Origin of the sequence: Primorskyibacter flagellatus, from assembly GCF_014638275.1 — a bacterium.
Classification (GTDB): domain Bacteria; phylum Pseudomonadota; class Alphaproteobacteria; order Rhodobacterales; family Rhodobacteraceae; genus Pseudooceanicola; species Pseudooceanicola flagellatus_A.
Genome location: NZ_BMFJ01000001.1, coordinates 1,788,703 through 1,813,024 on the forward strand (window position 1 = coordinate 1,788,703; position 24,322 = coordinate 1,813,024).

General features: G+C 62.3%; 28 protein-coding genes. 7 read left to right on the top strand and 21 right to left on the bottom strand.

What is annotated here, in order from left to right; all coding sequences use genetic code 11:
• The 19 genes from IEV87_RS08760 to IEV87_RS08850 form a co-directional block, all read right to left on the bottom strand.
• Complete coding sequence (locus tag IEV87_RS08760) at nt 1-2,466, bottom strand: hypothetical protein (protein ID WP_188477261.1); 2,466 nt, start codon at nt 2,464-2,466, stop codon at nt 1-3.
• Nucleotides 2,463-4,403 carry a hypothetical protein gene (locus tag IEV87_RS08765; RefSeq protein ID WP_188477262.1) on the bottom strand — a complete coding sequence of 647 codons (1,941 nt, stop codon included), beginning with the start codon at nt 4,401-4,403 and terminating at the stop codon, nt 2,463-2,465. Before IEV87_RS08765 ends, IEV87_RS08760 begins: the two co-directional genes overlap by 4 nt.
• A gap of 311 nt (nt 4,404-4,714) precedes the next feature.
• On the bottom strand, nt 4,715-7,651 hold the full coding sequence (locus IEV87_RS22810; protein ID WP_229737501.1) for a hypothetical protein: 2,937 nt from the start codon (nt 7,649-7,651) through the stop codon (nt 4,715-4,717).
• Complete coding sequence (locus IEV87_RS08775) at nt 7,651-8,079, bottom strand: hypothetical protein (RefSeq protein ID WP_188477263.1); 429 nt, start codon at nt 8,077-8,079, stop codon at nt 7,651-7,653. The genes IEV87_RS22810 and IEV87_RS08775 overlap by 1 nt, the downstream gene beginning before the upstream one ends.
• Complete coding sequence (locus tag IEV87_RS08780) at nt 8,079-10,271, bottom strand: hypothetical protein (RefSeq protein ID WP_188477264.1); 2,193 nt, start codon at nt 10,269-10,271, stop codon at nt 8,079-8,081. Before IEV87_RS08780 ends, IEV87_RS08775 begins: the two co-directional genes overlap by 1 nt.
• Nucleotides 10,264-10,860, bottom strand: coding sequence for a hypothetical protein (locus tag IEV87_RS08785; RefSeq protein WP_188477265.1), 597 nt, complete (start codon nt 10,858-10,860; stop codon nt 10,264-10,266). The genes IEV87_RS08780 and IEV87_RS08785 overlap by 8 nt, the downstream gene beginning before the upstream one ends.
• A gap of 115 nt (nt 10,861-10,975) precedes the next feature.
• Nucleotides 10,976-11,500 carry a hypothetical protein gene (locus IEV87_RS08790; protein WP_188477266.1) on the bottom strand — a complete coding sequence of 175 codons (525 nt, stop codon included), beginning with the start codon at nt 11,498-11,500 and terminating at the stop codon, nt 10,976-10,978.
• Nucleotides 11,497-11,925, bottom strand: a complete 429-nt coding sequence (locus IEV87_RS08795) for a Bbp16 family capsid cement protein (RefSeq protein WP_188477267.1) — start codon at nt 11,923-11,925, stop codon at nt 11,497-11,499. The genes IEV87_RS08790 and IEV87_RS08795 overlap by 4 nt, the downstream gene beginning before the upstream one ends.
• A 57-nt stretch (nt 11,926-11,982) precedes the next feature.
• Complete coding sequence (locus tag IEV87_RS08800; protein ID WP_188477268.1) at nt 11,983-13,011, bottom strand: major capsid protein; 1,029 nt, start codon at nt 13,009-13,011, stop codon at nt 11,983-11,985.
• Between the two features lie 11 nt (nt 13,012-13,022).
• Nucleotides 13,023-13,778 (bottom strand): hypothetical protein, encoded by a 756-nt coding sequence (locus IEV87_RS08805; RefSeq protein ID WP_188477269.1) that lies wholly within the window; start codon nt 13,776-13,778, stop codon nt 13,023-13,025.
• Nucleotides 13,702-14,046, bottom strand: a complete 345-nt coding sequence (locus IEV87_RS08810; RefSeq protein ID WP_188477270.1) for a hypothetical protein — start codon at nt 14,044-14,046, stop codon at nt 13,702-13,704. The genes IEV87_RS08805 and IEV87_RS08810 overlap by 77 nt, the downstream gene beginning before the upstream one ends.
• Nucleotides 14,021-15,541 (bottom strand): portal protein, encoded by a 1,521-nt coding sequence (locus IEV87_RS08815; RefSeq protein WP_188477271.1) that lies wholly within the window; start codon nt 15,539-15,541, stop codon nt 14,021-14,023. Before IEV87_RS08815 ends, IEV87_RS08810 begins: the two co-directional genes overlap by 26 nt.
• Nucleotides 15,531-15,713, bottom strand: a complete 183-nt coding sequence (locus IEV87_RS08820; protein WP_188477272.1) for a hypothetical protein — start codon at nt 15,711-15,713, stop codon at nt 15,531-15,533. Before IEV87_RS08820 ends, IEV87_RS08815 begins: the two co-directional genes overlap by 11 nt.
• Nucleotides 15,685-16,134: a hypothetical protein gene (locus IEV87_RS08825; protein WP_188477273.1), complete on the bottom strand. Its 450-nt coding sequence runs from the start codon at nt 16,132-16,134 to the stop codon at nt 15,685-15,687. The genes IEV87_RS08820 and IEV87_RS08825 overlap by 29 nt, the downstream gene beginning before the upstream one ends.
• Complete coding sequence (locus IEV87_RS08830) at nt 16,121-17,641, bottom strand: hypothetical protein (protein ID WP_188477274.1); 1,521 nt, start codon at nt 17,639-17,641, stop codon at nt 16,121-16,123. Before IEV87_RS08830 ends, IEV87_RS08825 begins: the two co-directional genes overlap by 14 nt.
• Nucleotides 17,635-17,949 (bottom strand): hypothetical protein, encoded by a 315-nt coding sequence (locus tag IEV87_RS08835; protein ID WP_188477275.1) that lies wholly within the window; start codon nt 17,947-17,949, stop codon nt 17,635-17,637. The genes IEV87_RS08830 and IEV87_RS08835 overlap by 7 nt, the downstream gene beginning before the upstream one ends.
• Nucleotides 17,949-18,191 (bottom strand): hypothetical protein, encoded by a 243-nt coding sequence (locus tag IEV87_RS08840; RefSeq protein ID WP_188477276.1) that lies wholly within the window; start codon nt 18,189-18,191, stop codon nt 17,949-17,951. The genes IEV87_RS08835 and IEV87_RS08840 overlap by 1 nt, the downstream gene beginning before the upstream one ends.
• Nucleotides 18,192-18,256: 65 nt before the next feature.
• Nucleotides 18,257-18,610, bottom strand: coding sequence for a ribbon-helix-helix domain-containing protein (locus tag IEV87_RS08845; RefSeq protein ID WP_188477277.1), 354 nt, complete (start codon nt 18,608-18,610; stop codon nt 18,257-18,259).
• Nucleotides 18,611-18,903: 293 nt separating this feature from the next.
• Complete coding sequence (locus IEV87_RS08850; protein WP_188477278.1) at nt 18,904-19,305, bottom strand: hypothetical protein; 402 nt, start codon at nt 19,303-19,305, stop codon at nt 18,904-18,906.
• Between the two features lie 322 nt (nt 19,306-19,627).
• On the opposite strand from IEV87_RS08850, the gene IEV87_RS08855 reads away from it, so the two are divergent.
• From IEV87_RS08855 to IEV87_RS08885, 7 genes are all read left to right on the top strand, one after another.
• The gene (locus IEV87_RS08855; RefSeq protein WP_188477279.1) at nt 19,628-19,981 is read left to right on the top strand and encodes a hypothetical protein; all 354 of its coding nucleotides are present in this window, start codon (nt 19,628-19,630) and stop codon (nt 19,979-19,981) included.
• The gene (locus tag IEV87_RS08860; RefSeq protein WP_188477280.1) at nt 19,978-20,661 is read left to right on the top strand and encodes a hypothetical protein; all 684 of its coding nucleotides are present in this window, start codon (nt 19,978-19,980) and stop codon (nt 20,659-20,661) included. The genes IEV87_RS08855 and IEV87_RS08860 overlap by 4 nt, the downstream gene beginning before the upstream one ends.
• Before the next feature lie 99 nt (nt 20,662-20,760).
• Nucleotides 20,761-22,173: a DUF4942 domain-containing protein gene (locus IEV87_RS08865; protein ID WP_188477281.1), complete on the top strand. Its 1,413-nt coding sequence runs from the start codon at nt 20,761-20,763 to the stop codon at nt 22,171-22,173.
• 78 nt (nt 22,174-22,251) lie between these two features.
• Nucleotides 22,252-22,464, top strand: coding sequence for a hypothetical protein (locus tag IEV87_RS08870; RefSeq protein ID WP_188477282.1), 213 nt, complete (start codon nt 22,252-22,254; stop codon nt 22,462-22,464).
• Complete coding sequence (locus tag IEV87_RS08875; RefSeq protein WP_188477283.1) at nt 22,461-22,694, top strand: hypothetical protein; 234 nt, start codon at nt 22,461-22,463, stop codon at nt 22,692-22,694. The genes IEV87_RS08870 and IEV87_RS08875 overlap by 4 nt, the downstream gene beginning before the upstream one ends.
• Nucleotides 22,695-22,796: 102 nt before the next feature.
• Nucleotides 22,797-23,096, top strand: coding sequence for a hypothetical protein (locus IEV87_RS08880; RefSeq protein WP_229737502.1), 300 nt, complete (start codon nt 22,797-22,799; stop codon nt 23,094-23,096).
• Between the two features lie 181 nt (nt 23,097-23,277).
• Nucleotides 23,278-23,535, top strand: coding sequence for a hypothetical protein (locus tag IEV87_RS08885; RefSeq protein WP_188477284.1), 258 nt, complete (start codon nt 23,278-23,280; stop codon nt 23,533-23,535).
• On the opposite strand, the gene IEV87_RS08890 is transcribed toward IEV87_RS08885, so the two are convergent.
• The gene (locus IEV87_RS08890; protein WP_188477285.1) at nt 23,532-23,834 is read right to left on the bottom strand and encodes a hypothetical protein; all 303 of its coding nucleotides are present in this window, start codon (nt 23,832-23,834) and stop codon (nt 23,532-23,534) included. The genes IEV87_RS08885 and IEV87_RS08890 overlap by 4 nt on opposite strands.
• A complete protein-coding gene (locus IEV87_RS08895; protein ID WP_188477286.1) occupies nt 23,831-24,322 on the bottom strand; it encodes a helix-turn-helix domain-containing protein in 492 nt (163 codons plus the stop codon). The genes IEV87_RS08890 and IEV87_RS08895 overlap by 4 nt, the downstream gene beginning before the upstream one ends.

Sequence of the window (24,322 nt, forward strand, 5' to 3'; positions counted from 1 at the left end):
TTATGATCCACCAAAAATTCCGCTCAAGTTCGGGCCTCTATGAGGAAGAGGGCTTCCGGGCATCCAAAAAGACCCGTTCCCGGTCGAGTTCTGTTGCAGGGTGGCCTTCTTCTTGAAGTCCTTCTCCGCGTCCGGGTCGAGAAGCCGAACCATCTGGTCGGCGACGAGCCTGTCGAAGGCGGGCCCGATCAGCGGCGTCTGACCCATCGGCGCGTACCGCTTTACCGCGGTCCCGAGCTCCTTGCCGAAGTTGGTGTCCTCGCCGGTCGCAAACTGGTAGGCGTTCTTGATCGTGAGGTTCCAGGCGTCCTGCGCGAGCTGCGGCATCGGGCCGGAGATGTAGGAGGCGAAGCCGCCACCCCAATTCGTCTGACCGGCTGCGATGATGTCGCCCATGATTGCGAGACCGCCGCCTTTGAGCGCGGCCTTCGCCATGAACATCGGGTCATCCATAGGCATCGGGTCGTTGCCCTTGATGAGTTCCCCGAGTTGGAGAGCGATGGCGCCCATAGCCGTGGCGCCCGCGACCATGTTGGCGGCATAGCCGATCTTGCCGGCAATCGTCGGCTGTTCGGCGATGCGGCGGTACTGGCCGACCATGAACGTCATCGTGAAGGACTTGAACATCAGCCCGGATTTCCAAACTTCGTAAACGAGCGTTCCCGGAGGCGCGTCATAGGCGGCTGCATCAAATCGACCTCGCGCCATGAGGTTCTGTGTCGGCACCGCGTATTCGGTCTGTTCTTCGATCATCCCTTGGATTTTGAAGAACAATTCATCAGCCAATTCGGGCTTCATCGAGGTGGTCTCGCGCCACCAGAGGGGGTCAACGAAGGTGGCGCCGTTGCCAGCCGTGAACATGTTGGCGGGGTCGGTGAGATCGGCCCATTCCCGCTCCGTTACCTTCGCATCCCTGAGCAGCTTGCCGATCGGGTGATCCACCTCAGCGAGAGGGCGGCCGGAGAAGCTGGCCATGACACCCTGCATCTCCCATTGGAAGGCCATGCGCCCGGCATCCGTCCATCCGGACAGTCCCTGAATTCGCATCGAGGCGCTGGACAGGCGTTCAGCGATCTCCGCCGGCGGCACCTCGCTCTGGAACCGCGCCAGAGCGATACCGGGATCAGCCAGGGTCTCCGCGATCCAGTGCGCCCGAAGCGCGTCGGCGCCGGTCAACTCGGTCTTCATCAGTTCGACGTGCCGGGAGAGGACGTTAACGGGGTTCATCCCGATCGCCTGTGCCGCCATCCGCATGGTGTTGAGGTCCGATACCGAGGCCACGATTGCGCGGTCGAGAAAGGCCGAAGTCAGGATGTGCCGGGTGCTGGACATGAAGACGGAGACGTACTCCTGCCAGAGCGATTCCGGGGCGCCGCCGCCGCTCTGAACCCGGAACATGCGCTGCGCGAGATTGCCGTCTCCTGACACCCGGTCCCCGTCCATCCCCTCCTTGCGCGCGCGCTCCATCGCAAGCTGCTGCTGATACTCGACACCCATGCCGGGGTTCGGCCCGAATTCCCGCATCGACACGATGTCCCGCGCCATCTTGTGAACGTGGCCCATCAGGCTCTTGAAGGGATCACCCGTACCGTACCGCTGGTTGTAGTCGATCCAGGCGTCGGCATCGACGAAATGCAGGTAGCGATGCTCCGCCCGGCGCTTGTAGAGGGCCGAACCCTGCGGCCTGCCATAGACGGCCTCGCGGCTGTTCTTGCCATAGGTGATGTTGTCGAAAATCTCCCGCAGAAACTCCCGTTTCACCCGGTCGCTCGGGGGAGGTCCGCCTTCCTGCTGGAACGGCTTGCCGGTGAGGTGATCTTCGATCTGGTCCCATTTGAGCAGGCCCTCGACATCGCCATACCACCGTTCGAAACCAGCCTTCACGATCGCACGGCGGCTGTGGGAATGGGGGAGGCCCCAATTGTCCAGCTTGCCGATGGTCCCGCCGGCGGCGTTGAACATCAGGCGCATGTCTTCCAGCGCCTCGCGGATTCCTTCCGCCAGTGCCGCGGCGCTGGCGTCTCCGGTCGGCTGGCCATGCATCTCTCGCACCAAGTTCTTCATCTGCGCGGGGTTGGTCACGCTGCCAAGGAGGTTCCGGTGATGCTGCCGGAGAAAGTCTGCCAGCCGCGAGTTGAACCGGCGGACGAGCGCACGGCTCTGGTAGTCCAAGGATTCGACAGTGCGTGACTGGTGCTTGGATAGATCGGTGGCTGCGTTGACGCCGCGAGCCAGCTTCCGGTTGTTCGCGATCCGCGCCATGTAGACGTGCCGCTTCTCACCGAATTCCTTCCGAAAGGCCTCTTTGACATCCTCCGCCGCCATGCTTTCGGCGTCGTGCCGGCCGTAGCCCTGCCGCTCATAGCGGTCGGACATGTCCCGCCACATCCGCTGCGCCCGCTCGCCGCGTTCGCGATCCGCTTCACCGCCGCCCATGGCGGTCTCCATGCAGTTGAAGAAACTCATTCCGTCTCCCTCTTGCGGCCGCACCAGTTCATGATCTCAAGGAAGTCGTCATCCGCGTCGAGTTCGTCGAGGACCGCAGAGGCTGACCGTGAACCTTTCCCATCGCCAACATCGACTCCGATGTCACCTTCCTCAGCGATCTCCTCCCGCATGTAGGTGGAGACCGTCTCCCGGTAATCCTTGGTCTTGGGATCGGAAGGATCGGAGAACAGGTCGGATTGGAGGCGGGCCCCGGTGTCGAACAGGCCCTCATCCGCCGCCGCGTTGCCGCCGCGCATCGGGGCGTTCTGTCGGGCTTCCAGGCGATCACGGTCGGAGACCGGCGCCACGCCGTCGATCAGGGTTTGGTCGCCTGCTGCCGTGCGCTCCGAAGCTCTTTCAGGCGCGCGATCCCCTTCGCCGCCCGCTCCCCGGCCGCCCGCTTCTCCGGCGTCAGGTCCGGGTTCTGCATCGCCTTGTCCAGCCGCCCTTGCAGGCTGTCCAGACGGCTGATCTGCTGTTCTGCCTTCGACATGATCGACCTCGCGTTCGAGTGCCCGTTCTATCAGATATTCAGGATCACCGCCACGCTCTTGAAGAACGCCGACGATTTCCCTGATTTCGGCCTCCGTGAGGATGTCCGCGAATTCGTTGTCGCGCATCCATTCGTAGAAGCCTGCCTCGATGTCTGCCTGATAGGTCTCTGGATTGTTGGCTTTGTGCGCCTCGATGTCCACGAAATAGCGGCCTTCCGGCTCCATGTCGTAGTAGTCGTCGAGGGCAGACCGATCCGCCCACTTGTCCAGCTTTGCCTGATCGCTGTCGGCTTGCTGCCGATAGACCAGCCAAGAGTCGTCACCGTTGATGTCGCGGGCGAGGACATCGAGAAACCCGTCCCGGTCGAGATACATCCCATCGTCCGAGATTCCGGCGGCCGCGCTGATCCCAGGGAAGTCCTCCTCCCACTCGGATGCGACCAGATTGTCGAAGTCCTTGCGGCCTTTCCGGGAGAACAGGCCAGGTGAGCTCTTGTGGGTGATCCCCCTGTGCCGGAGTTCGGCGGCGGCGAACCCATCGGGGTGAACCTGCATACTCTCTTTCCCGAGACCGAGATGCCGGTTCGGATCGGTCTTGTTGGGTCGTCCGGACTGCTTGAGGCGCGTTGAGAGAGGCTTTCGGGCGCTCGAAACCGGGATGTCGTCGATCTGTTGTTGAGCGCGCGCGACTTCCGCGGCCTTGCCTTCCTCCATCTCGCGCTCATATGCGAACCGCTCCTCCTCGCTGATCCCGTCAGGAAGGTCTTCCAGAGGATCAGTGAGAAGCAGGGGTTCCCGCGTCGGGTTTAGCGGGTTCTCAAGGATGTAGGGCGGCTCAGCCTCCGCCTCATCCATCAGGCGTTCGATCTGACCGAAGGGTTGAGAGGTGTCGCTGGTGATGATGTCTTCGACCTCATCTACCATGGCCTGCGCCCGGATATCGGTCATTCCGGGCACAGCGGTCTGGTTCCTGCCGCGCCAGTAGACGTAGCCGCGCCGCGCACCCTCGACGGCTCCGCCAAGGATTCCGCCGGCCGCCGCCGCCATCGCGAGTTGCGAGACCACATCCGGATCGGGGATGTCCAGCCGCTCCGCCATGGAAAACTGAGACGGCATGAACGCGGCCTCCGCCGCCATGTTGATCGCAGCCTCGCGCCCCATAACCCGCACCAGAGACCCGGAACCGCCGCCGAAGAACATGAATGGCAGGTTCTTCACGTCCGCCGTGATCCCGACCATGCCACCAAGAAACTCTGCGGCGCCGCGACCGGACGGCATCATGTCGAGGATCTGCTGCGCCTCCTCGTATTCGGCTTGCAGCCTGGCATTCACCTTGGCCTCTATCGCCTCATCGGTGATCTCGAATCCGGTCCAGTCGCCCGGTGCCGCGGTCTTCGCCTCATCAGCCATCTTGAACAGCATGTCCTCGAAGGACCGCAGCATGTGGGCGGATCGGCGTTCGTAGAGCATCGGGAGGTTGGAGATCAGGTTCTCGGACAAACCCTCTCGCTCAGCCCGCTCGGCCACCGCGTCAACTCCGAGACGGTCGACGATCTCCCACCCGGTCTCGGCGCGGACAGAAGATGTCTCGCGAAAAGCCCGGAAGTTGGCGTCGTTCTCCATTGCGGCGGAGGAGGTCGCGGCGCCAAGGCCGTCCCAGAGGTCGGGGAGGTCAGCCTTAGGATTGTTGGCCTTGATCTGGGGCGGTGTTGCGGGGCCGTTGAGGAAGAAGGTCATTCAGCCAGACCTCCTGTGGATGCTCCTCCTCTGGCAGACCTTTTTTTCGCGTAGTCCTCGGCCTCTTTTACCGTGGCAAACCTCGGGAACTTCTTCCCACTGACCTCCTCGTATTTCTTTGCGAAAATTTGGGCTTGCTCATCCGTCATCTGTACAGACGTTCCGTCCTTACGAAACCACAGAGAAGGGATGTTCCAATACCCACCGTCAGGAGCATCATTCGTGATCTCGATCTCAGTCGAGAAAGTGCCGTCCTTGTTGTCGCGTGGTTGGTGTTTTGCAGAATCAAACGGTTCCAAAGGTAAGGAGGTCTTAGGTCGCGAAGAATTCTCAGCCTCCATCAGTTTCTTGGGATCGAAGAAGAAGACGTTACCGTCTGCATCCTCAGCGTTCAGGACCGACGAGCCCGAGATGATTTCCATGCGGTAGAGATTGCCGGCCGCCGGCACGATGCGGATGTTTCCGTCGCCCACGTATTTCGGAGGGATCGGCTTTCCATTGTAGAGCGGAGGCCCGCCCTCGAACCCTTCTCGGGCGGTCGCGGCCGTCCATGCGGCATCGTCAGTCGTGAACGAACCGAGCAGCGCGGCGCCCATATTCGCCATGCCCGCAGCAAAACCCTTACCCTCATGCGGGAGGCCCCGCATGGATTTCCGGATCGCAGCGTCAAGGTCTTCCCCGGAAACACCGATGGGAAGAAGGGTGTCGTGATCCATCACCTTCTGCACGCCACCGGTGAGCTGACCGCGCTTGTTCTTGGCCTGTCCCAGTGCAGTCTGCACCGCCTTTGCCATCAGTTCCGTCGCCGCGTCCGACGTGGGCTCGATCGTGCGCGCCGCGGGATCAGCCGCGTAGATCGCCTGCGCCGCCGCCATGACCTCCGATTGGGCGGCAATCGCGCCGGGGACACCCTTGAAGGCGTTGGCGGCCGCTCTGCTGAATTGCCCGACCTGATCGGCCTTGGGAGGCACCCGGACCAACCCCTCGGCCATCATCTGCTGACCGCGCAGGATGGTGGCAGCGAGGGTCGGGTTTCCACCCAGGGACATCATCTTGCCAACGAACATGGTCACGTCGTCCGCGTCGATCTCATCGAAGACCCGGACGGCATCCTCTCCGAAGCCACCGACGATTGCGTCGGCCATGGCGGCGCGCAGTTCAGGGGGAGTTTCAGCCCCCATGAAGGACTGGATGCTCTCCGCCTCCTCCTTGGTGAGGTAGGCGCGGGTGTCGGTGTAGCCCTTCTCGAACAGGTCGTTCATGTAGTCGCGCCGGTCAGTCAGGGCCCGGACGAATTTCTCCGGCTCATCGGGTGTCAGGTTCGGCAGCGCCGGCGGCGGATCGGACTTCATCACTTCGAAGGCGCGCGCCGCGGGGTCATCGTCCCATGCCTTCTGGTTGGCGGCGGCGACGGTGCGCGCGGCGTCCACGATGTCGAGTTGCCATTCCTCGGCGACCTCCTCTGCCGCCATGCGCGCGACCGCCTGGGCCTGTTCTGAGGGGGTCATCTCAAGGAATTCCGGCATATCGTCGCGCAGAGCGAGGAATGCTTGCGCCTCGCGCGCGAGTTCCGGGTGATCCGCCATGACCTGCGGATCGAACGCCATCTCCTCATCCTTGACCGACGCGCCGTTCTTGGCGCCCCTGATGATGAGGTTGAGATGGTCGCGGGACTCGGCGGTCGCTTCGCGGCGCTTGCGTTCCCGCGAGGCCTCGGCCGCCCGGCGGGTCTTGATGAAGACGTTTGCGGACTGTTCCTCGGTCCAGTGGACGCCGGGAAGCGCCTCACGCGCCTGCAAGACGCCATCGAGAGCGGCCTCGGCCTCCTTGATCGCGGTCTCGTCGCCGGACACGATCGCGTCTTCCAGGGTGGTCGACCAGCGTTCGACAAGCGCGGCGGAGGAGTTGTTCGCCCGGTTCCGGATGTCGCGCTGTTTCTCCTCCATGATCCCGAGTTGCCGGCGGACCATCTCCTTTTCCAGAACCCCCCTGATCTCGGACTTGTAGTCCTGCGGCGCCGCGTCGACGATCTGGTCGACGTAGCTTTGCGCGGCCGCGGCGAAGCCCTCGGGGTTGGCGATGTACTGCGACGACATCTGCATGATGTCGGAGAGGCCCTTGTTGTAGACCTCCGAGACGTAGGCGACCTGCGCCGCCGCGTTGTGGGCTTGGAGAATTTCGCCCGAGTACGGGGAGTAGAGCCTGGCTTCGAGTTCGCCATTCGAGCCGCGGATCATGACGGAGGGTTCAGAATTGCCCTGCGTCGATACGGTCCCGGACTGCCCCATGGCCGCCATGAATTTCTGACCGTAGACTCCCACGGTGGTCCCGTGGACATCCTTCCGGCTGTTTTTTCCCACGCCGCCCGGCCCGGCGAACCATGCCTGTGCGGCACCCGCTTCACCGAACCGCTCGACATACCCGCCGAACTTGGCGTCGAAAATCTGGTCCTGAATGTCGTCGCTGGCCAGGAACTCATCGGCTGAGACGGTTCGACCAAGAACCTCCTGCGACCATGGGCCGATGTTGGCCTCCATGATCTGATACTTGCCAAGGGCCCGACCGAGTTTCGGGTGACGAGCGCCGATTGCGCGGTATCCGCCACTGCCGGCGCTCTCGATGGAAGCAATAGCCTCCCGGTATTGGAGGTTCTTCCCCTTGCCGATCGCGGACATCGCGTCGTTGGCGATCTGCTGGCTTTCCGAGATCGGCTCGGAAACAAGACCTTTCGTCTCCCCGAACCGCTTCCGGGCTTCCTGGCGTCCAGCTTCGGCGCCCCGCTCCGTCATGATGTCGGTGGCGACCGGCGCGACCCGATCATAGAGCGCGTTCAAACCCTGGGCGAGAAAGCGGAAGGCCCCTCCCCCATCCGGTGCGACCTGACGGAAGTTGGAGAGCGGGTTCTCCCGGACGATCTTGCGGATTTGCGCCATCAGGTTTTTCTCTTGTACTGGTAGAGGTCGAACAGCGAAGGACCGGCCTGCACCAGCCCGCCGGCGAACCCCCATTTTCCGGCCGACGCTGCATTCTTCCCGGCCATCCGCCAGTCAGCGGCTTCCGACATCCTGTTGCCGAAGTTGATCCGGCGTTCCCGGTCGCGAGTGGCGCGGAGTTCGTTGACCATCTCGAAGGTTCCGACGCTTGGTGCCTGACCGTTCGCCCCCATCGCGGCCCGGAGCGACCCGAGTTCAGACTCGAGCCCCTGCCGGGACGCGGTATCGGTCTGGATTGCGCGGGTCCGCCCGGTGAAGGCGTTGATCTCCGCCTGTTCCTTCTCGCCGCGAGACTTCGCGAGGGCGGAGGCGCCCGCTGCGATCCCGGCACCGGCTTTTGCTGCGAGGGAGAGACTGACCGGGTCCATTATGCCTGCACCTTCTGACCGAGAGCGAGAATCCGAAACTTGCCTGGGCGAACCCGCCGGACTTCAAGGTCCGGGTGGTCGCGGTTGCCAAAGACGGTGAAGTGGCGGACTTCCGTGCGCGCCTTGGGCGGCGCAGTCAGATCATCGCCGAAGTGGTAGGCGCCGACCTTGTTGACGACGCCGTTGCAGACCACCTCATATCCGTGCGTGTTCTGGACGGAGACGTTCAGTTCCATCACGCGCGCCTTGAGTGAACCGGCTCGCTCGCTTTCGATGATCTCGATTGGCCATGGCTTCACGGAGCAGCGGAAATTGAGCCCGACCTGCCGGACGCCTGCTACGTCAGGTTCGTCGGTGATCGTGCCGTCATCGTTGACCTCGAATGAACCGGCGTCCCACCCTTCGATGTAGTAGTCGACCGTCTCGCCGGCGAGGTGCATCGTGGAAGGTGTTCCGACCAGAAGCGGTTCCCCGTTGACCGTCAGGCCCTCCCCGTTGGCGTCCAGTTCCATCGGAATGGATAGGTCTTCGCCGATGGAGGCGCAGTCCAGAACAAGGGTTTCGTCGAACGCCTCGAAGAACCTCACGGTGCTGGCGAAATCGCGTTCCACGATCGCCCAATACCCACCGAAGATCGGTGCGACACTGACAAACCGTCCCTGCGTCTCCCACGGGGTGAAGCCAACAGTTTCGTCTTTCAGGCTGGATTGCCAGGACACCGCTGCGATGGTGCCGTCGCCGTTGATGATGAGGACGAATTTTTCGACCTCGCGCGAGTCCAGAGACGGGCCGCAGAGCCGCCGCGGGGACTTCACCAAATGCTTGTGGTAGGTGGTGATAGAGCGCACCGACCATTTCAGGTAGATGTTCCCGTCGAGCACCACGGCCGCCACGTTCTCACCGGAGGAATCGACGAAGACCGCGCCTTCGCCAAACTTCACCGGCTTGATCTCGCTGCATCCGGTCTCGTCGATGAAGACCGGGTTGAACGTGGTCGGGGAGATCACGCCATTCTCGCGCGTCGGGACGTTGTAGATCCCCGAGTCCGAGAACAGGATGAGGTCGCCGATGTCGAGCGCGTGCAGCCAGCGCGGCGCTCCATTGCCGACCTGGCGGACAATCGCGTCGTCATCTTCTGTCCCCACGTCGAAATCGTTGATCGACCTGGAGGAGGAAAGGGCGATCAGATCGGGGATGCTCTCGAAGTCCAGAAACACCAACCGGGAGGAGACGCCGGCGGCGGCGCGGGGGTATCCGCGGAGCGGCGACATCAGGGGTTCATCCCAGATCGGCGAGGACAGCGGAGGGATGGTGGTAACGGCCGTGACTTTGGAGGTGCCGCTCGATGTGCTGTTCGGCGCGCTCAGTTCCTCGCCGACATCGGGCCCCTCGTAGAACGACTGCGTGACCACATCGAGGTTCAGCCCGTCGATCCCCAGAACGACGCCCTGAAAGTTGGTGTCGGCACCCACAACAGCGTCTCCGACCCGGTACTCGGTCGAGTTCTCGACTGCGATGCGGAAACTCGGGGGGAGTTCGTTGACGACGGTGCCGCGCACCACCGACCCGCTGATCCGGTGGGTGATCTCGATTTCGCGCAGTCCATATCGAATCCGCTGACCGACATAGGCCTCCACCCAGATCGGCGTGCTGGCCTCGACGAGGATATTTCCGTTAAGGCCGGAGGGCTTGATGGTGACCGCCTGTTCGTAGGCCCAATAGGGCTGCGCGAGTTCTCCGCCGGGCGCGCTGGAAAACGCGAAGTTTCCAAAGGACCAGACGCCCTTGTCGTAGTTGAGCTCATGGATGCCGCCTGAGCCGGAACCGATGATCGTCTTCTTGCGCATCGGGGTCACCCAGACCTCATCCGTGTCATCCCATGTGACGGAGGTGTGCTCGAAAACGAGATCGCCCGTGGCGTCGACCACCTCCAACGATGCGTCCTTGATGATGAGACCGAATTTCAGGCCGGAGGTCGGGCGGATTTCGATGATGTCATCCGCCATGCCCGCGGCCCTGACCTTCCGGAGGCCCGGCCGCGCCTCGATGGTCTGGGTGGCCAGCGCCTTCATGTTGAGGGCACCTCGCAGGGCTTGCTGCCGCGCTTCGAGATCGTCGCGTTCCAGAAAGTCCTCGCGGGTCTCCATGAACGGAAACGCCCGCTGCGTCACGGTTTTCTTGATCCTAGCCACGCCGGTGTCTCGCGCTCGCGATCGGTCCCTTGCGATAGAACGGCTGTGCGCTCCTCGCCTTGGAGGAGTTCGTCCTGGCGCGCTGGAAATAGACTTCGGCCGCCTGATCGAGGCCTTCCGCTTCCCGGTACTCCTCGCGCACCGCGCGCGCGATGATCGCCTCGCATCGTTTCTGGACACCCATGCAGAAGTTGGCGGACCAGAGGTTCTGCGCGCCAACCTCGACGTATTCGATCCAGCAGCCGTCCGGGTTGTTCAGGTGGACATGGGTGCCGTCCTGAATCCAGTCGACGTTGATGTCGTGGCCCTGGCTGTTTCGAAGCCAGCAGCGGCGGACATGGATCGCAGCGGAGGGGGTCAGATAGGCGTCGTCGTAACCGAATTTCCCCGGCGCGCGGGTGACGAGATTCTGCTCGACGCGGGTGAAATAGTAGGCGCCGTCTTCGAGTTCGGATTCCACGATGCCCGGCCAATTCCGGAACAGGGTCCGATATTCCATGGACCCGTCGTTTTCCGCGACGATTTCAAGCTGACCCTGGGCCAGCAGGGCGGCGTTCATGATGCCGAGCATGGAGAATTCTGTTGCCATGCGGCGGATATTCCCCACGACCACGGGCCGACCAAATGCACAACGAAAAACGGGCGACCCGAAGGCCGCCCGTTCCCCAACCCGTCCGCTCTCTTAGGAGGTCCGCCGCGGAGGGTTATTCCTCGTCGTCATCCTCGTCGTCGTCATCCTCGATGACCAGCTTTTCGAGTTCGCGCTTGATGAGCATGACGACATCATCGCGCTTCATCCGCTTCTTCTGGGTCCGGATGCCGAGTTTCAGCATGAGGATCTTGAGTTCGTCGCCGTCCATCTCGTCGAGGTCGACGGACATCCGGTCCAGCGGCGTCAGGTTCAGCACATCCTTGGCCGTCGAGACATCGCGGATCATCCACTCGCTCGAAAAGGCGTCCTTGTGGACGACGTGCTTGGTCTTGGGATGGACCAGCCCGACGCCGGCGATGGTGCCGAAGTCGGTGGTGATGATCCGGAAATACTCCGATTCCCTGGGGGCGCCCTCGACTTCGACCTCACTCGCGTCGACCCCGAGCGCCTCGCGGATTTTCTCGCGCAGGGTCTCATCCTTCCAGGAGGAGGAGGCGCCGGCGATTTCGAGTTCCGAAGCCTTCTTGACGAGGGCTTCGGTGTCCGCGGTGGCTAGGTTGAATTCGGCGTCCGTCACGAATTCACCTGCGTTGCCACGGCCGCCGTGATCTTGCCGGCGGTGGCGTTGGAGCCGCCCACGGTGAAGCGCAGCCCGAAGTAGTCGAGCATGGTCGCATCCGGGACAAAGCGGGTGAATGCCGGACGGAACCCGGCGATGAGGGATGCCAGCGGGATCGCGCCGGAGGAGGCGAGGACCGTGGACGAGGTGAGGTCGGCCGCGTCCGAGGTTTCGATAGTAATCGTCAGCGAGGTCAGCGTCAGGAAGGTCTGCGTGACCTGAATCAGCAGCGGGACTTCGGTGCCGGAGCCGATGTTGCGAACGATCTGACCGGCTTCGAGCGGGACCACGCCGGTTTCGTTCCAGCGGATGACGTTCTGGGAGATCGCGGTCGCGGTGATCGCCTGGTTCTCTGCCAGGATCAGGTTCTTGTTCAGGATCATGTGGGGTTCCTTGTTTGCGGCGGGGTGGAGAGTCCACGCCCGCCAATGTGTTCCGGATCAGACGACGCGGGCTTCGGTGTTGAGGATCGCGTCGGTCTCGCGCAGCGGGAAACCGCGATAGGTCTCCACCTCCTTGCCCTGGATTTCCATGAGGCGCAGGCGGGTGAAGTTGTCGTTGGCGCCGGAGTTCGTGCCAAGGGCGTCGAGGGCTTCCAGCACGTCGCGGTTACAGTAGATCGCGATGCGGCCGGGCGAGGACTGGTTGGCGACCTTGCGGACGCGCCGCGATTTCAGCTTCCAGTAGGCCTTGCGCATGTACGCGTAGATGTCGACGTTGCCTGCGGCGAGTTCGGACGCGTCGATGTTGCGGATCGCCGCACACCGCTGCCAGTCGCCGAGGGTGAACCCGCATTGCGCGGAGAACATCTCCTCCTCGACGAAGTACGGGTTTCCGTTGGCGTCGAGAACACGCTGTTCGCCCTTGTTCTCGCGCTGGATGCCGCCGACCGTGCCCTTGGGGTAAATCACGGAGAGCCCGTCGTAACTCCATTCGACCATATAGATCGACGTGTTGTCGGAGCCGGTTCCGCCGGCGTCGACGATCTGAGCGCCTGCGCCCGATGTTGCTTTCTTGGAGAAACGCGCACCGAGACCTTTCGGGTGACGGGCGTTGGTCGCCGGATCGTAGTAGAACAGCGCGCGCATGAGTTCCTGAGACATGCTTTCGATATGGGTGCGTGCTTCGGCCTGCCGGAACGCGGTGGCGTTTTCGGCGTAGAGCTTGATCTGGCGCTTATCGACATCGGCCAGGGATTCCACGAAGCCGGTGGTGTCGTCGACGGTCTGCTTGGACGACTTCGACTGCGGGATACCCTCATAGAGGGCGCCCCATGCGACGGTGGGGAGACCGGTGCGGATCGAGCGGGTGTGCTTCTGACCGGAGTTGCATTCCATCCACGACCAGTCGTCGAGAATGTCCTGCGAGGTGTCGTTCATAGTCTCGATCGTGTCGATATAGCGCCCGTAGCCGTCAAGCTGCTTGTAGGCGTCGACCATATCCTGCGTCGATTGGGTAAGCGTTGCCATTCAGATTGTCCTTATTTCGTGGGGTTGGCGTAGTAGTTGTCGAGGTCGGCCTTGGTCGGATCACCCGACTTCGGAACCGGGTCCGACGTTTTGAGGGCGCGGGGGTTCAGCAGCTTTTCGAGCGCCTTCACCCCGGCGGCGGTGTTGATGGCGACCGTGAGGCCGGGCACGAGTTCGGCGGGGAGCCGGGCTTCCAGAGCGCGCGTGACCGCATCTACCCGCGACTGCGCGGCAGTGCCGAGGGAGGCGAATTCCTCTTTGGATTTCACGAAGAGCGGCGAGAACGAGGCGGCCTCGTATTTGGCGAGCAGCCCTATGAATTCCCCGGCGGCACCTTTGGGGATGTTGTGCTTGTGGAGTAGGCCGCCGAATTCTTCGAAGAGCGGGGCCATGGCGGGATCGTCAAGCAGGAGCTTTGGATTGAAGTCCTCGGGAAGATCGAGGTCGCCGTAGTCGATGTTGTCGGGGATCGCAAACTCGTAGCCCTTGCCGTCTTCCGGCACTTCCGCCAGTTCCTCGCCGCGGCGGGCGTGGAAGGACGCGAGTTCGTCGTAGTGGGCTTTGAAGCCGTCGATGTCGGCTTTGCCTTCCGGCCGGAATTGCTCGGGCAGGAACGAATAGTCGGCTTCGGTGGAAATCGTGTCGTCGCCGGTCGATACGGTATCGTCGCCACCAGCGGGAGCGGTGTCGTCACCGCCTCCGGGGTTGCCCTCGTCCGCTGGCGCGAACAGCCTGATTTTCCACCACGGGTTCTGCATCAAATTCATCGCTCAAGATCCTCCTAAGATCGAGGGCGATGAAACTCTGGGCATTGATCGCATCCAATGCACGGGGGTCCGCCGTGATCGGGATGCTCCGGAGAAGGGTGGCTTTTTCCAGCAAATCCAGAAGGATGGACCCATCGGGGGTTCTGAGTGTCGCGCGGATCGCGTCGATCAGTTCCTTGGCTTCCTTGCGCTTGGCGGGGAGGCGCCGGAGCTCTGAGATATATTCGATGAGGGGGCCGGGCTCACTCAGTCGGCGGGGTAGTTCCATCCGGATTTCCTTGCGCGGGTTCGTCGCGGACCACGGTGAGTTCGTCACCGGATGCCTTCACGATGTTCTTGAAGCTGCCGATCACGTCGATCGCCTGGCCGAAGGCTTCACCGAAGACGCCGGCGCCGAGCTCGAGGTTGGATCGGGAGACCATCACCTTGTCCTGGTTCTGGGCTTTTTGGAGGGGCGAGACGGGCTGAACGGTGATCGCCTGTTCGTTGAGGGTGATCGCCTCCTGCATCAGCGACTTCTCGATCGCGATGTATTCGACCCTCTGGATGAAGGGCAGGAAGAATTCTTTCCAGAGCGGGGCCGAGGGTTTGCCGATGCGCTGCTGGACGCGGCGGCGTTCGTCGATCCATTGGGAGGCGGTCGGGGGGGTCTCGCCGCGCTGGCGGGGGCCGTCCTGATACCAGCGCGCGCGGAGACGGTCTTCGAGGCGGTCTTCGGAGAAGAAACCGAGGTCCAGCTTGGTCCCCTTCTGCAACTCGTAAATCTGGTCGCGGGTGAAGCCGCGGTTGGCGGGATACGAGCGGCCGGCGTCGACGCCATCGGAGAGGTCGAGGAACCCGTCATCCGCGTAGATCAGGGTGTTGCGGAGGGATTGGTCGAGACCGTCGAGGACGGCTTCATCGACGGCGTTGTAGACGCGCATGTCCGGCAGGGATTTCCAGCCGGGGCCCCTGCCCCACGGTTTGCCGGGCTGCGGATTGAAGCGACCGACCATGAGCGGGCAGGCCCCGGCGAAGGGACCGATGGTTTCCGGCGTCTCCGGGGTGATCCGCTTGCCGTCCGCGGTGATCTCCATCTTCCACATCGGATTGCCGGGGTCCGACCAATCCAGCCAGAATCCCCAACAGACTTTGACCGTGGCTCCGGGCCGGGTGATCTTGCGCTGCAATGCCGGGTCGGAGAGGTCGACATCCCAACCGGAGAACAGGGCTTCGAGGGAGGATGCGAGGACGGGTTTCTCGCGGAAGCGGTCGAGGATCCCGAGGTGTCCGGGGGTAATCAGGAGTTCGTGCGGCGGCACGGTCTCGCAGAAGATGGGTTGCGAGAAGTGCGCGGATTCCACCCACATCGCGATGGTGCCATGCCCGGCCTCGAACATCACCTGCGGGGAGATGTCGTTGTAGTTGGAGCCGGTGATGAGGTCGAACAGATCGTCCTCGCGCGCGCTGACGAGGGCGGTGACCTGATCGACATTATCCGGATGGATGGGCGCAGTGACCATGTAGTCCGTCCATTTCGCCTCGGACGGGGTGTAGTAGGTGACCAGATCGGAAGCGAAGTCGCCGGCGAGGTCTTCGGGCAAGGAGATGAAGGTTTCGGCGTCGTTGTCGCGGGGATTGCGGAGGAGGTCTCCGTCGAAGTCCCATTCGCGGCCCGGACAGATGAAGGAATAGATTTCCTCGATGGTGGGACGCACGACATCCCGCCACCGCTTCGCCATGTCGTAGCGGGTGGAGAATTCCTTGGACGGCTTACCTGTCATTGGTCACGATCGGGGCGGTTGTGGCCTTCGGCTTTGCCTTGGCGGTTCCGGGGGTTCCGAACATCGAGAGGTTTCCGAGGCCGTAGACGGCGCGGAGGTCGGAGGTGAGCCCGGCGGCGGTTTGGGAGGCGGCGTCCCGGCGCTCAAGCAGGGAGAGACGGCGCTCCCGCATCCGTGTCTTCCTGTCCTCCGGGTCTTCCTTCGGTCCCATGTATTCGCGCTCCTCTGGTTTCCAGCAACTTCTTGCGGAGGCCTCGCGGGGTAAATGCACGGATGCCGGCGAGGGCCGCGCATTGGGTGACGCAGTTCATGGGCATGTGGAGGGGGAGACGGAAGGTGGCGACCGGTTCTATGGAGATGACCTCCTCGGATCGCTGGAACACGTCGGCCATGAGATCGGTGACCTCATCGTGGAGGTGGGTGATGACGAGCGAGGTGGTCAGGCGGCCGGGGTCGAAGAAGAACCAGGTGTCGTCCACGGTGTAGCCGAAGCATTCGACGTGCCCGAATACCGATGTGATCCGGGCGCCGGTGCGGAGATCGGCGAGGCGTGCGGGGCGATGGAAGGCGAAGTAGATTTCAACGGGAAGCACGGCGGAGGGACACCTTCCGGGGTTTGATGGGCGAGGGCTGGCGTCGTTCGCGGTTGGGGTTGTCGACCAGCGCATATCCTTCGCCGCCGCCGATCAGGGCGTTCTCGACGGCCTCGATGACGTGGGAGTAGGAATTTTTCATGGGCTGCGGTGCGAACATGCCGACGACGCCCTTGATCTTGCGGTAGTGGTAGCCGCCGGCGAACCCGCGCTTGATGGTGATGCAGGAGGGGTTCACGCGGAGGCCGTTGCGCCGTTCCAGCACCATTTCGACGGTGGAGCGGCGGAGCTCCGGGTCGTTGTCGTTGGTCGCGGGGATGATGGGCATCCCGTGGTTTTCGAAGACCAGATAGGCGGTGGTTTCGGTGGCCTGGGTGCCGTCCTTGCCGCGGGGATCACCCCAGAATGTGACCTTGTGTTCCGGGTAGAATTTCTTGAGGTGGCGCTTGACGCGGGGCGCAAACAGTTCCGCGCTCTCGTTTTCGCCGATCAGTTCCGAATGGATGGTCCAGAGGCCGTTGACGTTTTGCAGGAACGCGGCGGCTGGCTCCCGGCCGAAGTCCAGACCGACGACGATCGGGATTCCTTCCTTGGCTTCGACATCCTCGGGATGGATGTGGTCGACCTCGGAGAAGGTGGGATAGACCGGCTTGCCTTCCATGTGGAGGCCGACCTTGTTGAGTACCCGCCGGTCGATCCAAGAGCGTTTCTTGCCCTTGATCTTCTCCATGTAGGATTCACGGAGGTTCTTCTGGTTCTCGGCCTTGGGGTTCGGATGGTAGACGGGGCGACCGTCGACGATCTCCTCGATGAGCCCCGGCGGCTGCACGAAGAACACCCAATCGTCGGGTTTGACGTAGGCGAGACGTTCATCTTCATCCATCTCCGGCGGCAGGGGGATGTCGCCACGCATGTAGGGCACCCAATGGCCCTCGGTTGGCGCGTTCATGTCCATCCAGCCGCCGAACCATGTGGCGCCCGAACCGTTCTTCATCGAGGGGTATCGCGAGCACCGCGACAGCAACTCGTCGACGATCTCCTTCTGCGCGAACTGGCCTTCGTTCATGAAGAACCCGGTGATCTCGTAGGAGGCGAGGACGGCCTCGGCGACCTCCGGATCGGGCAAGGCCAGGAAGATGACCTCGCAGTCGATCTTGGTGCCATCCCCGGAGGGGTGATCGCGCTTCAAATGGTGGAACATCGGCTCCGACCGGATGAACTGACCCCAATCCTCCTCGGGGAACCATTCCAGCCAGGTCTTCACGGTGGTCTCGCGCAGGCTCTTGTAGGTGTCGCGGGTGATGATCCACCGGGTCCGGCGCACCTTGTCGAAGTCCGGGGCCTGATCCATGGCCAGCGTCCAGATCTTGTGGCAGCTCGCCGTCGATGTCCCGGACCCGATCGGCCCCTGAATGCAGGCGAACTTGCTCCGATCCCAGAAGAACCGCGTCAGCACCTCGCCATCGGTCTCGTACAGGAAATTCCCGCGTTCGGTGACCCTCAGCATGACGATCTCACCGTCACGATCCGCTGCGCCGTCCGGAACCGCTTCCGGTACTTGTGACCGCGCTTCTTGTTCCGCATCATCTCCTGCGTCAGAACCGTCCGCGGCGAACTCTCACCGAGCCCGGTGACGCAGTAGAAAATCCCGTCCTCGCACCGGAACCGATAATACTCGGCGCTATCCGTCCGCAGAACCATGTCGATCAGGTCGAACCTCTTGTCGCGGATCGCGATCCCCAAACTGACGCGCAGGGCCTCCGCATCGGTCTTCACGATCCCGCGCTGCCTGCACCTCTCATGGAAATGGCCCATCACCCACTCTCGCCGCGAATGATCATTCGGTGGACATGCGCCTTGGCAAACTCAAGCGCCCCGAGAACCCGCCATCCGTTCCCGAAATTCGATTGCGCGACGTAAACGCCGTCAGAAGCGACCTCAGCCACAACAACGATGTCGACCACCTCGCCACGCTCCGCACGTTCCAGAAGGTCCCGGATGTCGTCGATGACGACCTGATCAATCACCTGGCGCCGGGCAACCGAAGACACGCTCATGGGGAAATCCTCCTAAGAAACCCGGAGCCAGCATCCCCACAACCCACGCATTCCAGAATGCACCGCTACGCTGCCACCAGAACCCCATCCACAACCATCACAGCACCGGACTCCAAAAGACGCTTCTCAGCCTTCGAATACCGGAGACCCATCCACCCAATCCGCTTCTCAACATCCCGAGACGAAAATCTGCCTCCGCGGATCACATCCAGAACAGCCGCATCATCGGCCGCCCATCGCGAGGACTTTTCCGAAGAATTTTTTTTCGAAGCAGAAGGCGCAGCCGGGCGTTTGACAGGAGAAGCCACAAGCGCAGCCTCAACAGCCTCCCGGATAAACTCCGATCGACCAACACCACTCGCATCAACGCGAGCCATCAGATCAGGGTCAAACCGTATGGAATAAATTTTGGTCGCCATCGCATACCTCCGCTGTATTACACAGAGCGTATTACGAGGCCGAAAACGTATTACACATGCACGGTGTATTACGGGGTGTATTACGATTTGTATTACAAAATTCGAGAGGTCGCCCGAGGGGGAGGGGGACGACTACCCTATCCAGGCGCGCGATTTTACCCCCGGCCCCCCTCGATCAGACCCCCCTACCCCCTCGCTATGGGTGCAGCTCTATCCGGGCGGAGGGGGCGCAGAACCTTGGAACAAAGGGCGAATATGGGGCTGGTACTCACGCGCATGAGTACCGCACGCAATCAATCATCAACGATTTCAGCATCTTGTACGTCGGACGCAGGGGATTGCCCATCCCTGCGCGCGGGTCGCAGGGTGACAACCTCCTGACCGGGGCGGGCATACTCATACCCACGCGGCCCGGAATTGTTGTTGTTTATCTGCACATTGACTGTCGGACCAGACCGCTCGCCCGCGAAGAACTCCACCATCCTTGCCCTTACGGCCTCTGACTTTGCGGTGTCCATCAGCTCCCTGCCGACCTCGAGGGCGCGAGCTTTGTGCGGCGCCTTAAGTGCTTCGACCTCCTGCACATATTCGGATTGTATCTCTAACAGGCGTGCTTTGACCTCATCGCGCAGGCGGGCTTTGTATACGCCAGCGGGGGAGAGGCCTGCGGCCTTTGCTGCGTCATCCCATGTCATCCCGTCCCTAACCCTAGCTTGTAGTGCGGCCTCCACTTGTTTGGAGATCGGGCGGGGTTTGCGGGTGTTCTGGGGCTGAATTGCGGGTGTTTGGTCGGACATGGGGCGAGGGTATGCCGGGGGGCGGGGCTGCGCCCTATGCACTGTGGGGAGGAGGGGAGAGGGGGAGCGTCCAAGGTGTCACCTGGTAGGCGTCTGGGCGGGTGTTTCGGGCTTGCGGTGCGGATCGGGCAATAATTTCTCGCAATGCGTTTCTTTTTTCTCTTGATTGTCACGCAATGCGGTTTATATTGAGAGTCGCACCACACACCGAGGATCCACTATGGCACGTCAATTCCACATCACCAGTTCGCCAGAAGCCGCTTGGCGGTTCGATGGCATCTACTTCGCCCCGCGCAATCGCCTGTTCGGCCTGCGTGACGATGACGGTATCCTCTGCACCCTGCCGACCCTGCTTGCCTCTCCGCATCTCTACGATGTTGAGGAGATGACGCCGGAGTCGGAAGCATGGCACCGTGAGCGCCTTTGTCTGGCAGTTTCCGAGTCGACCTATCGCCGGATCGCGCGGCTGTACGTGGCTATGGTCGGATACGACGCCTTGGCCGAAGGTGTCCCGCCCCGTGACGCGCTGGTGATCCTGCGGGAATACCGGGCCGAGATGAGGGGCGCAGCATGACCCGCCCCTTGCGCGTTCTGATCGGCTGCGAACAGTCTGGTGTTGTCCGTGACGCCTTCAATGATCTCGGGCATGACGCATGGTCCTGCGACCTGCTGGCGGCGGAGACGCCGAGCAATCGGCATATCGTCGGGGACGTGCGCGACGTGATGTATTGGGACCAGTGGGATATTCTGGCCGTCATGCATCCGCCCTGCACCCGCCTTTGCAACAGCGGCGTGCGTTGGCTCTCCGTCCCTCCTCCGGGGCGCACCCTGCCGGAGATGTGGGCGGAACTGGATGAAGGCGCGGAGCTGTTCTCCGATGTGTGGAATGTCGAGCATATCCCGCACGTCGCCGTTGAGAATCCGGTGATGCACAAGCACGCCAAAGAGCGGATCCACAACTACCAGCCACCCGCCCAGACCTTCCAGCCGTGGCAGTTTGCGACCGATCCGGCGAGCGCGGACAACGTGAAAAAGCGGACGTGCCTTTGGCTGCGCGACCTGCCCGCCCTGACCCCTACCGGCACTCTGGACGGCACCACAGCACGCGCGGACGTTCACAACGCCTCACCGGGGCCGGATCGTTGGAAAGAGCGGAGCCGGTTTTTCCCCGGCGTGGCGGCGGCCATGGCTGACCAGTGGGCGCGCTATGCCACGGCCGCCCTGCCTCAACCCAAGCAGCTTGAGCTGTTCTGACCCATCGGTGAGCGGGTCCGAGCGGCCCGCCATCCCATGCGCCAGAGCATGACCCGCAGCACCACACAGGCGGGACAACCCCAGAGAAGGAAAGAGAAAATGAACATGCAGACCGAAATGAAACTACCGGCGAAGCTGCGCCCATTGCGCGAGATCGTCGAGGAATACGAGACGAAAAAGGCGGCGGCTGTCGATGTCGCGGCGGCGTTTGGTGACGCGATCAAGGCGACCGAACTAGCAGCCAATATCGGCGGCACATATGGCGGCCAGATTTGGGACCGGTACGCGCCGCGCATCGGTGATGCAAAGATCGTCGAAGTGCTGCGCAAGAGTGCATGGCTTCATGTCTACAACGGGCTGAACATCAAAACCATCGCACCGGCCGCAGACCGCAAGCGGTTCGATTTAGCGATGGAAAACCCGCCCGAATTCACGCTGGACAACATCGCGGCGACCTTTGGTCAGTATCTCAAGGATCCGCGTCACCACATCTTGCGCGGGCTGGCCGAAGCATTCTGCAAACTCGATCCGGCCTATAAGTCACACAGCAAGGTCAAGATCGGCGTGGAGGGCCTGCCTAAGCGCGTGATCCTCTCCGGCTTCGGTGAGTATGGCTATGGCAGTTGGGGGCAGGAAACCATGCTCGACATGCTTAACGCTCTCGCCAACTACACCAAGACCGAACAACTGCATCGCGGACATATCGACCAGATGGCACGTGATGCCCGCAAGAACGGTTCCGCGATGTGGTGGGGTGGTGAACTGCGCGTCTTCAAGAACGGCAACGCGCACGTGATTTTCGACAAATGGGCGTTGAAGGAAATCAACCGCGCACTGGCTGAATTCTATGGCGATGTCCTACCAGATGTCGAAGTCAGCGACGAGGATCGACCCAAGGCACAGTCAACGGCTGTTTCCAAAGACCTGCAATTCTATTGGACGCCGCCAGCCGTTGCAAATTCACTGATCCGTGAAATCCATTGGGGCCGGTACGATGAGACCGCACCCATGGATATCCTTGAACCGTCCTGCGGTAACGGGCGCATCATGGAAGCCATCGCCGCACACATCCGCAAGGAGAGCCACAGCATCCGGCGGCCGGTCCAGATGGCCGGGATCGAATACAACGCGGAGCGCGCAGCGCAGGCACGGGCGAAGGGGTTTAGCGTCCTTTGCAGAAATTTCCTCGAATGTGCTCCTGATCCGCGCTTTGATCTCGTGATCATGAACCCGCCTTTCTATGGGCTGCACTGGCAGAAGCACCTAACCCATGCCCGGAAATTCTTGAAGGCGTCCCCGACCGACCGGCGCGGCATGGGTGGTCAACTGATCTGCGTGCTTCCTGCAACGGCGTTCTATGACGGCCACCTTGGTAAGATGGGGTTGGTTCGGGCTGACGCCCACACGGCAGAGCGCGGTCATCTCGATAGCGGATGGCATGACCTGCCTGTCGCCAGCTTCTCGGAGAGCGGGACCAACGTTCCCACCGGTTACATCGTCCTGCACGCCTGACGCATCGTCCCTGTCCTCCCGAGCGGAGGGCAGCACCATGCGCCAGCATGACAACCCCCAGATATGGAGCACCACACCATGAACACCAAGCTTTACCGGATCGCCGTAGTCGGCACCAAAGGCGGAGACCGCCGCTACATCTCAGGCACTGCCGATCAGGTCGAAATCAGCGACCGCGCGAACGCCCTTCACTGGAACAAGCGCGAGGCGTCAATTCTCGCCCGAGCCTTCACCGAACATTTCCTTGAAATCGGACGCACCGAGCGTTTCCAGATCGAGGCCGAGGCATGATCACCCTTTCCCTCCGCAGCGGTTCCAACTGGTCCGCGCCGGTCTACGTCGCCGGCATCATCCTGACGCCGCGCCCCTGCATCGCGATCCGGCCTGAGCCTGTCCCCACGGGCGAGGGCTGCACGCTCGACATGGTGGCGGCCGTCCTTGACGAGATCGTCAGCCAGTCCGGCACATGGGACGGCTACAGGCTCACCCAGGCCGCTTTTGTGCGGGAGGTCGCGGCGTGACCATATGGGATGCAATGGCCGATAGACTTGGCCGTCAGCCGACGAATGCAGAGGCTGCGGCCGAGGTAAAACGCATATTGCGCGAGGCACGGGAGGAGCGAGATGCAACTTGAACTGTTCGCGCTTCCCCCGACCAAAAAGCACATGCACGGCGCGACCTGGCGCGTCGGCGCCTATGAATGCCGCAACTGGCACGGTTGGTTTCAAAGCCGGGAAGGAGGGAAAGGCAATTGGCTGTTCCAAATCCACGGCTTTTCTGGACCGGAGGACGGCAACGGCATCGCCCATGTCTACCGGGTCGGGACTGACGGCGACCTTTACGACTCCCCTGTCCCTATCGACGGGCCGGGCCGGATCACGATCAACGGTCGGAAATATGGCCGCGACCATTGGAACCACTGAGAGCGAGAGGCCGGGAACAAGCCCCGGCCTCCGCCCGACACCAAGCACCACACAAGGCGCCGGGGTTGTCCCCAGATAAGGACTTTTCCGGAATATCGCTTGCCGGATGCGATGACAATCCCGCGGGTTCGGTCTATCCCGGTTCCAACTGACCAGCCCAGCACCACAGAGAGGCAGACCCATGGCAGACATCGCGGATATGAGCCCCGAGGAGCGGTTCCAACTGTTGGACCAGATGGCCACCGACTACTTCGGCACGGCCCGCTGGAAAGCTGCGTTCGCGCGGAAGTACGGTCTCAGATCCTCAACGCCTGTCGACTGGATGAATGGGCGCCAGGCAACTCCTGACTGGACCTTTGCGGCGATGCGTGACGCCATGGACCTCAAGAAGCTGGACGCCGTGCGCCGTGCGATCGAGGCGGCCAGCGGTTCCAACTAGGCCATCTCGACCTCCAGCTCCTTCGCAATGGACTTGAGGAGGGCGAGAGCGCGGGGCTTGTGGATGCGGTAGCGGATGATGCGGTCACCCAACGACCGGCACATAGGATGGTCCCAAATCCACCCCCACGGTTCGCCGTAATCGGGAATTATTTTGCACCCGAAGGCCGAAGTGCCACACCGCCCCTCTATCCCAATAAATTCGTCGCCGTCGTCAAAAACGATGTGGATAAACGTCCCTTCAACGACCGGAACGCACTTGCCGTTATGCTCGATCCACGGGCCCCATTCGTCGCTCACGCCTTACCCCTCCTCCGGCTCTCGATTGTGAACCGATTGGTCCTGCGCTCGACTTGGGCGCGCGTCTCGCAGATCGTCCGGATCGCGTAGGGGGTCATCTCGGTCGGTCGGAAAACCATCTCGAACCCGAGCGCCTGCGCCCATTCGATGACGTGCTGCACGTTCGGGGTCTTAGAGGGGTTGTCCTTCTCCATCTTGGCGAGATGATCCTGGGCGAACCCGGCCAGGTCTTCGACTTCGCGGATCGTCAGGGACAGCCCTTCGCGCCGGTCTCGCAGGATTTCCCGGATGTCGTCATAGGTTTCAACTTTGCGGTCGATCCGGTCACGCTGGCGGCCAGGATCGACGCCGGGGATGTGCCCACGCTCCGAGATCGCGGCGAACAGCCCGCAGCCCACCGCCGGGCACTTGACGATCACTTCGTCCTCCGTGACCGAGGTGATGTGCCACCCCTTGTCCTGCACTGCCTTCAAAAACTTGGGGTCCAT

What these genes read in the sequence shown, in the direction of transcription:
- IEV87_RS08810 (WP_188477270.1), bottom strand. Translation starts at nt 14,046, where the DNA reads ATGGAACTACCCCGCCGACTGAGTGAGCCCGGCCCCCTCATCGAATAT.
- IEV87_RS08795 (WP_188477267.1), bottom strand. Translation starts at nt 11,925, where the DNA reads ATGATCCTGAACAAGAACCTGATCCTGGCAGAGAACCAGGCGATCACC.
- IEV87_RS08840 (WP_188477276.1), bottom strand. Translation starts at nt 18,191, where the DNA reads ATGAGCGTGTCTTCGGTTGCCCGGCGCCAGGTGATTGATCAGGTCGTC.
- IEV87_RS08860 (WP_188477280.1), top strand. Translation starts at nt 19,978, where the DNA reads ATGACCCGCCCCTTGCGCGTTCTGATCGGCTGCGAACAGTCTGGTGTT.
- IEV87_RS08775 (WP_188477263.1), bottom strand. Translation starts at nt 8,079, where the DNA reads ATGGACCCGGTCAGTCTCTCCCTCGCAGCAAAAGCCGGTGCCGGGATC.
- IEV87_RS08855 (WP_188477279.1), top strand. Translation starts at nt 19,628, where the DNA reads ATGGCACGTCAATTCCACATCACCAGTTCGCCAGAAGCCGCTTGGCGG.
- IEV87_RS08785 (WP_188477265.1), bottom strand. Translation starts at nt 10,860, where the DNA reads ATGGCAACAGAATTCTCCATGCTCGGCATCATGAACGCCGCCCTGCTG.
- IEV87_RS08820 (WP_188477272.1), bottom strand. Translation starts at nt 15,713, where the DNA reads ATGCGGGAGCGCCGTCTCTCCCTGCTTGAGCGCCGGGACGCCGCCTCC.
- IEV87_RS08885 (WP_188477284.1), top strand. Translation starts at nt 23,278, where the DNA reads ATGGCAGACATCGCGGATATGAGCCCCGAGGAGCGGTTCCAACTGTTG.
- IEV87_RS08765 (WP_188477262.1), bottom strand. Translation starts at nt 4,403, where the DNA reads ATGCTGTTCAAGATGGCTGATGAGGCGAAGACCGCGGCACCGGGCGAC.
- IEV87_RS08850 (WP_188477278.1), bottom strand. Translation starts at nt 19,305, where the DNA reads ATGACATGGGATGACGCAGCAAAGGCCGCAGGCCTCTCCCCCGCTGGC.
- IEV87_RS08845 (WP_188477277.1), bottom strand. Translation starts at nt 18,610, where the DNA reads ATGGCGACCAAAATTTATTCCATACGGTTTGACCCTGATCTGATGGCT.
- IEV87_RS08865 (WP_188477281.1), top strand. Translation starts at nt 20,761, where the DNA reads ATGAACATGCAGACCGAAATGAAACTACCGGCGAAGCTGCGCCCATTG.
- IEV87_RS08805 (WP_188477269.1), bottom strand. Translation starts at nt 13,778, where the DNA reads ATGAATTTGATGCAGAACCCGTGGTGGAAAATCAGGCTGTTCGCGCCA.
- IEV87_RS08835 (WP_188477275.1), bottom strand. Translation starts at nt 17,949, where the DNA reads ATGGGCCATTTCCATGAGAGGTGCAGGCAGCGCGGGATCGTGAAGACC.
- IEV87_RS08870 (WP_188477282.1), top strand. Translation starts at nt 22,252, where the DNA reads ATGAACACCAAGCTTTACCGGATCGCCGTAGTCGGCACCAAAGGCGGA.
- IEV87_RS08875 (WP_188477283.1), top strand. Translation starts at nt 22,461, where the DNA reads ATGATCACCCTTTCCCTCCGCAGCGGTTCCAACTGGTCCGCGCCGGTC.
- IEV87_RS08895 (WP_188477286.1), bottom strand. Translation starts at nt 24,322, where the DNA reads ATGGACCCCAAGTTTTTGAAGGCAGTGCAGGACAAGGGGTGGCACATC.
- IEV87_RS08800 (WP_188477268.1), bottom strand. Translation starts at nt 13,011, where the DNA reads ATGGCAACGCTTACCCAATCGACGCAGGATATGGTCGACGCCTACAAG.
- IEV87_RS22810 (WP_229737501.1), bottom strand. Translation starts at nt 7,651, where the DNA reads ATGGCGCAAATCCGCAAGATCGTCCGGGAGAACCCGCTCTCCAACTTC.
- IEV87_RS08880 (WP_229737502.1), top strand. Translation starts at nt 22,797, where the DNA reads ATGCAACTTGAACTGTTCGCGCTTCCCCCGACCAAAAAGCACATGCAC.
- IEV87_RS08830 (WP_188477274.1), bottom strand. Translation starts at nt 17,641, where the DNA reads ATGCTGAGGGTCACCGAACGCGGGAATTTCCTGTACGAGACCGATGGC.
- IEV87_RS08760 (WP_188477261.1), bottom strand. Translation starts at nt 2,466, where the DNA reads ATGAGTTTCTTCAACTGCATGGAGACCGCCATGGGCGGCGGTGAAGCG.
- IEV87_RS08815 (WP_188477271.1), bottom strand. Translation starts at nt 15,541, where the DNA reads ATGACAGGTAAGCCGTCCAAGGAATTCTCCACCCGCTACGACATGGCG.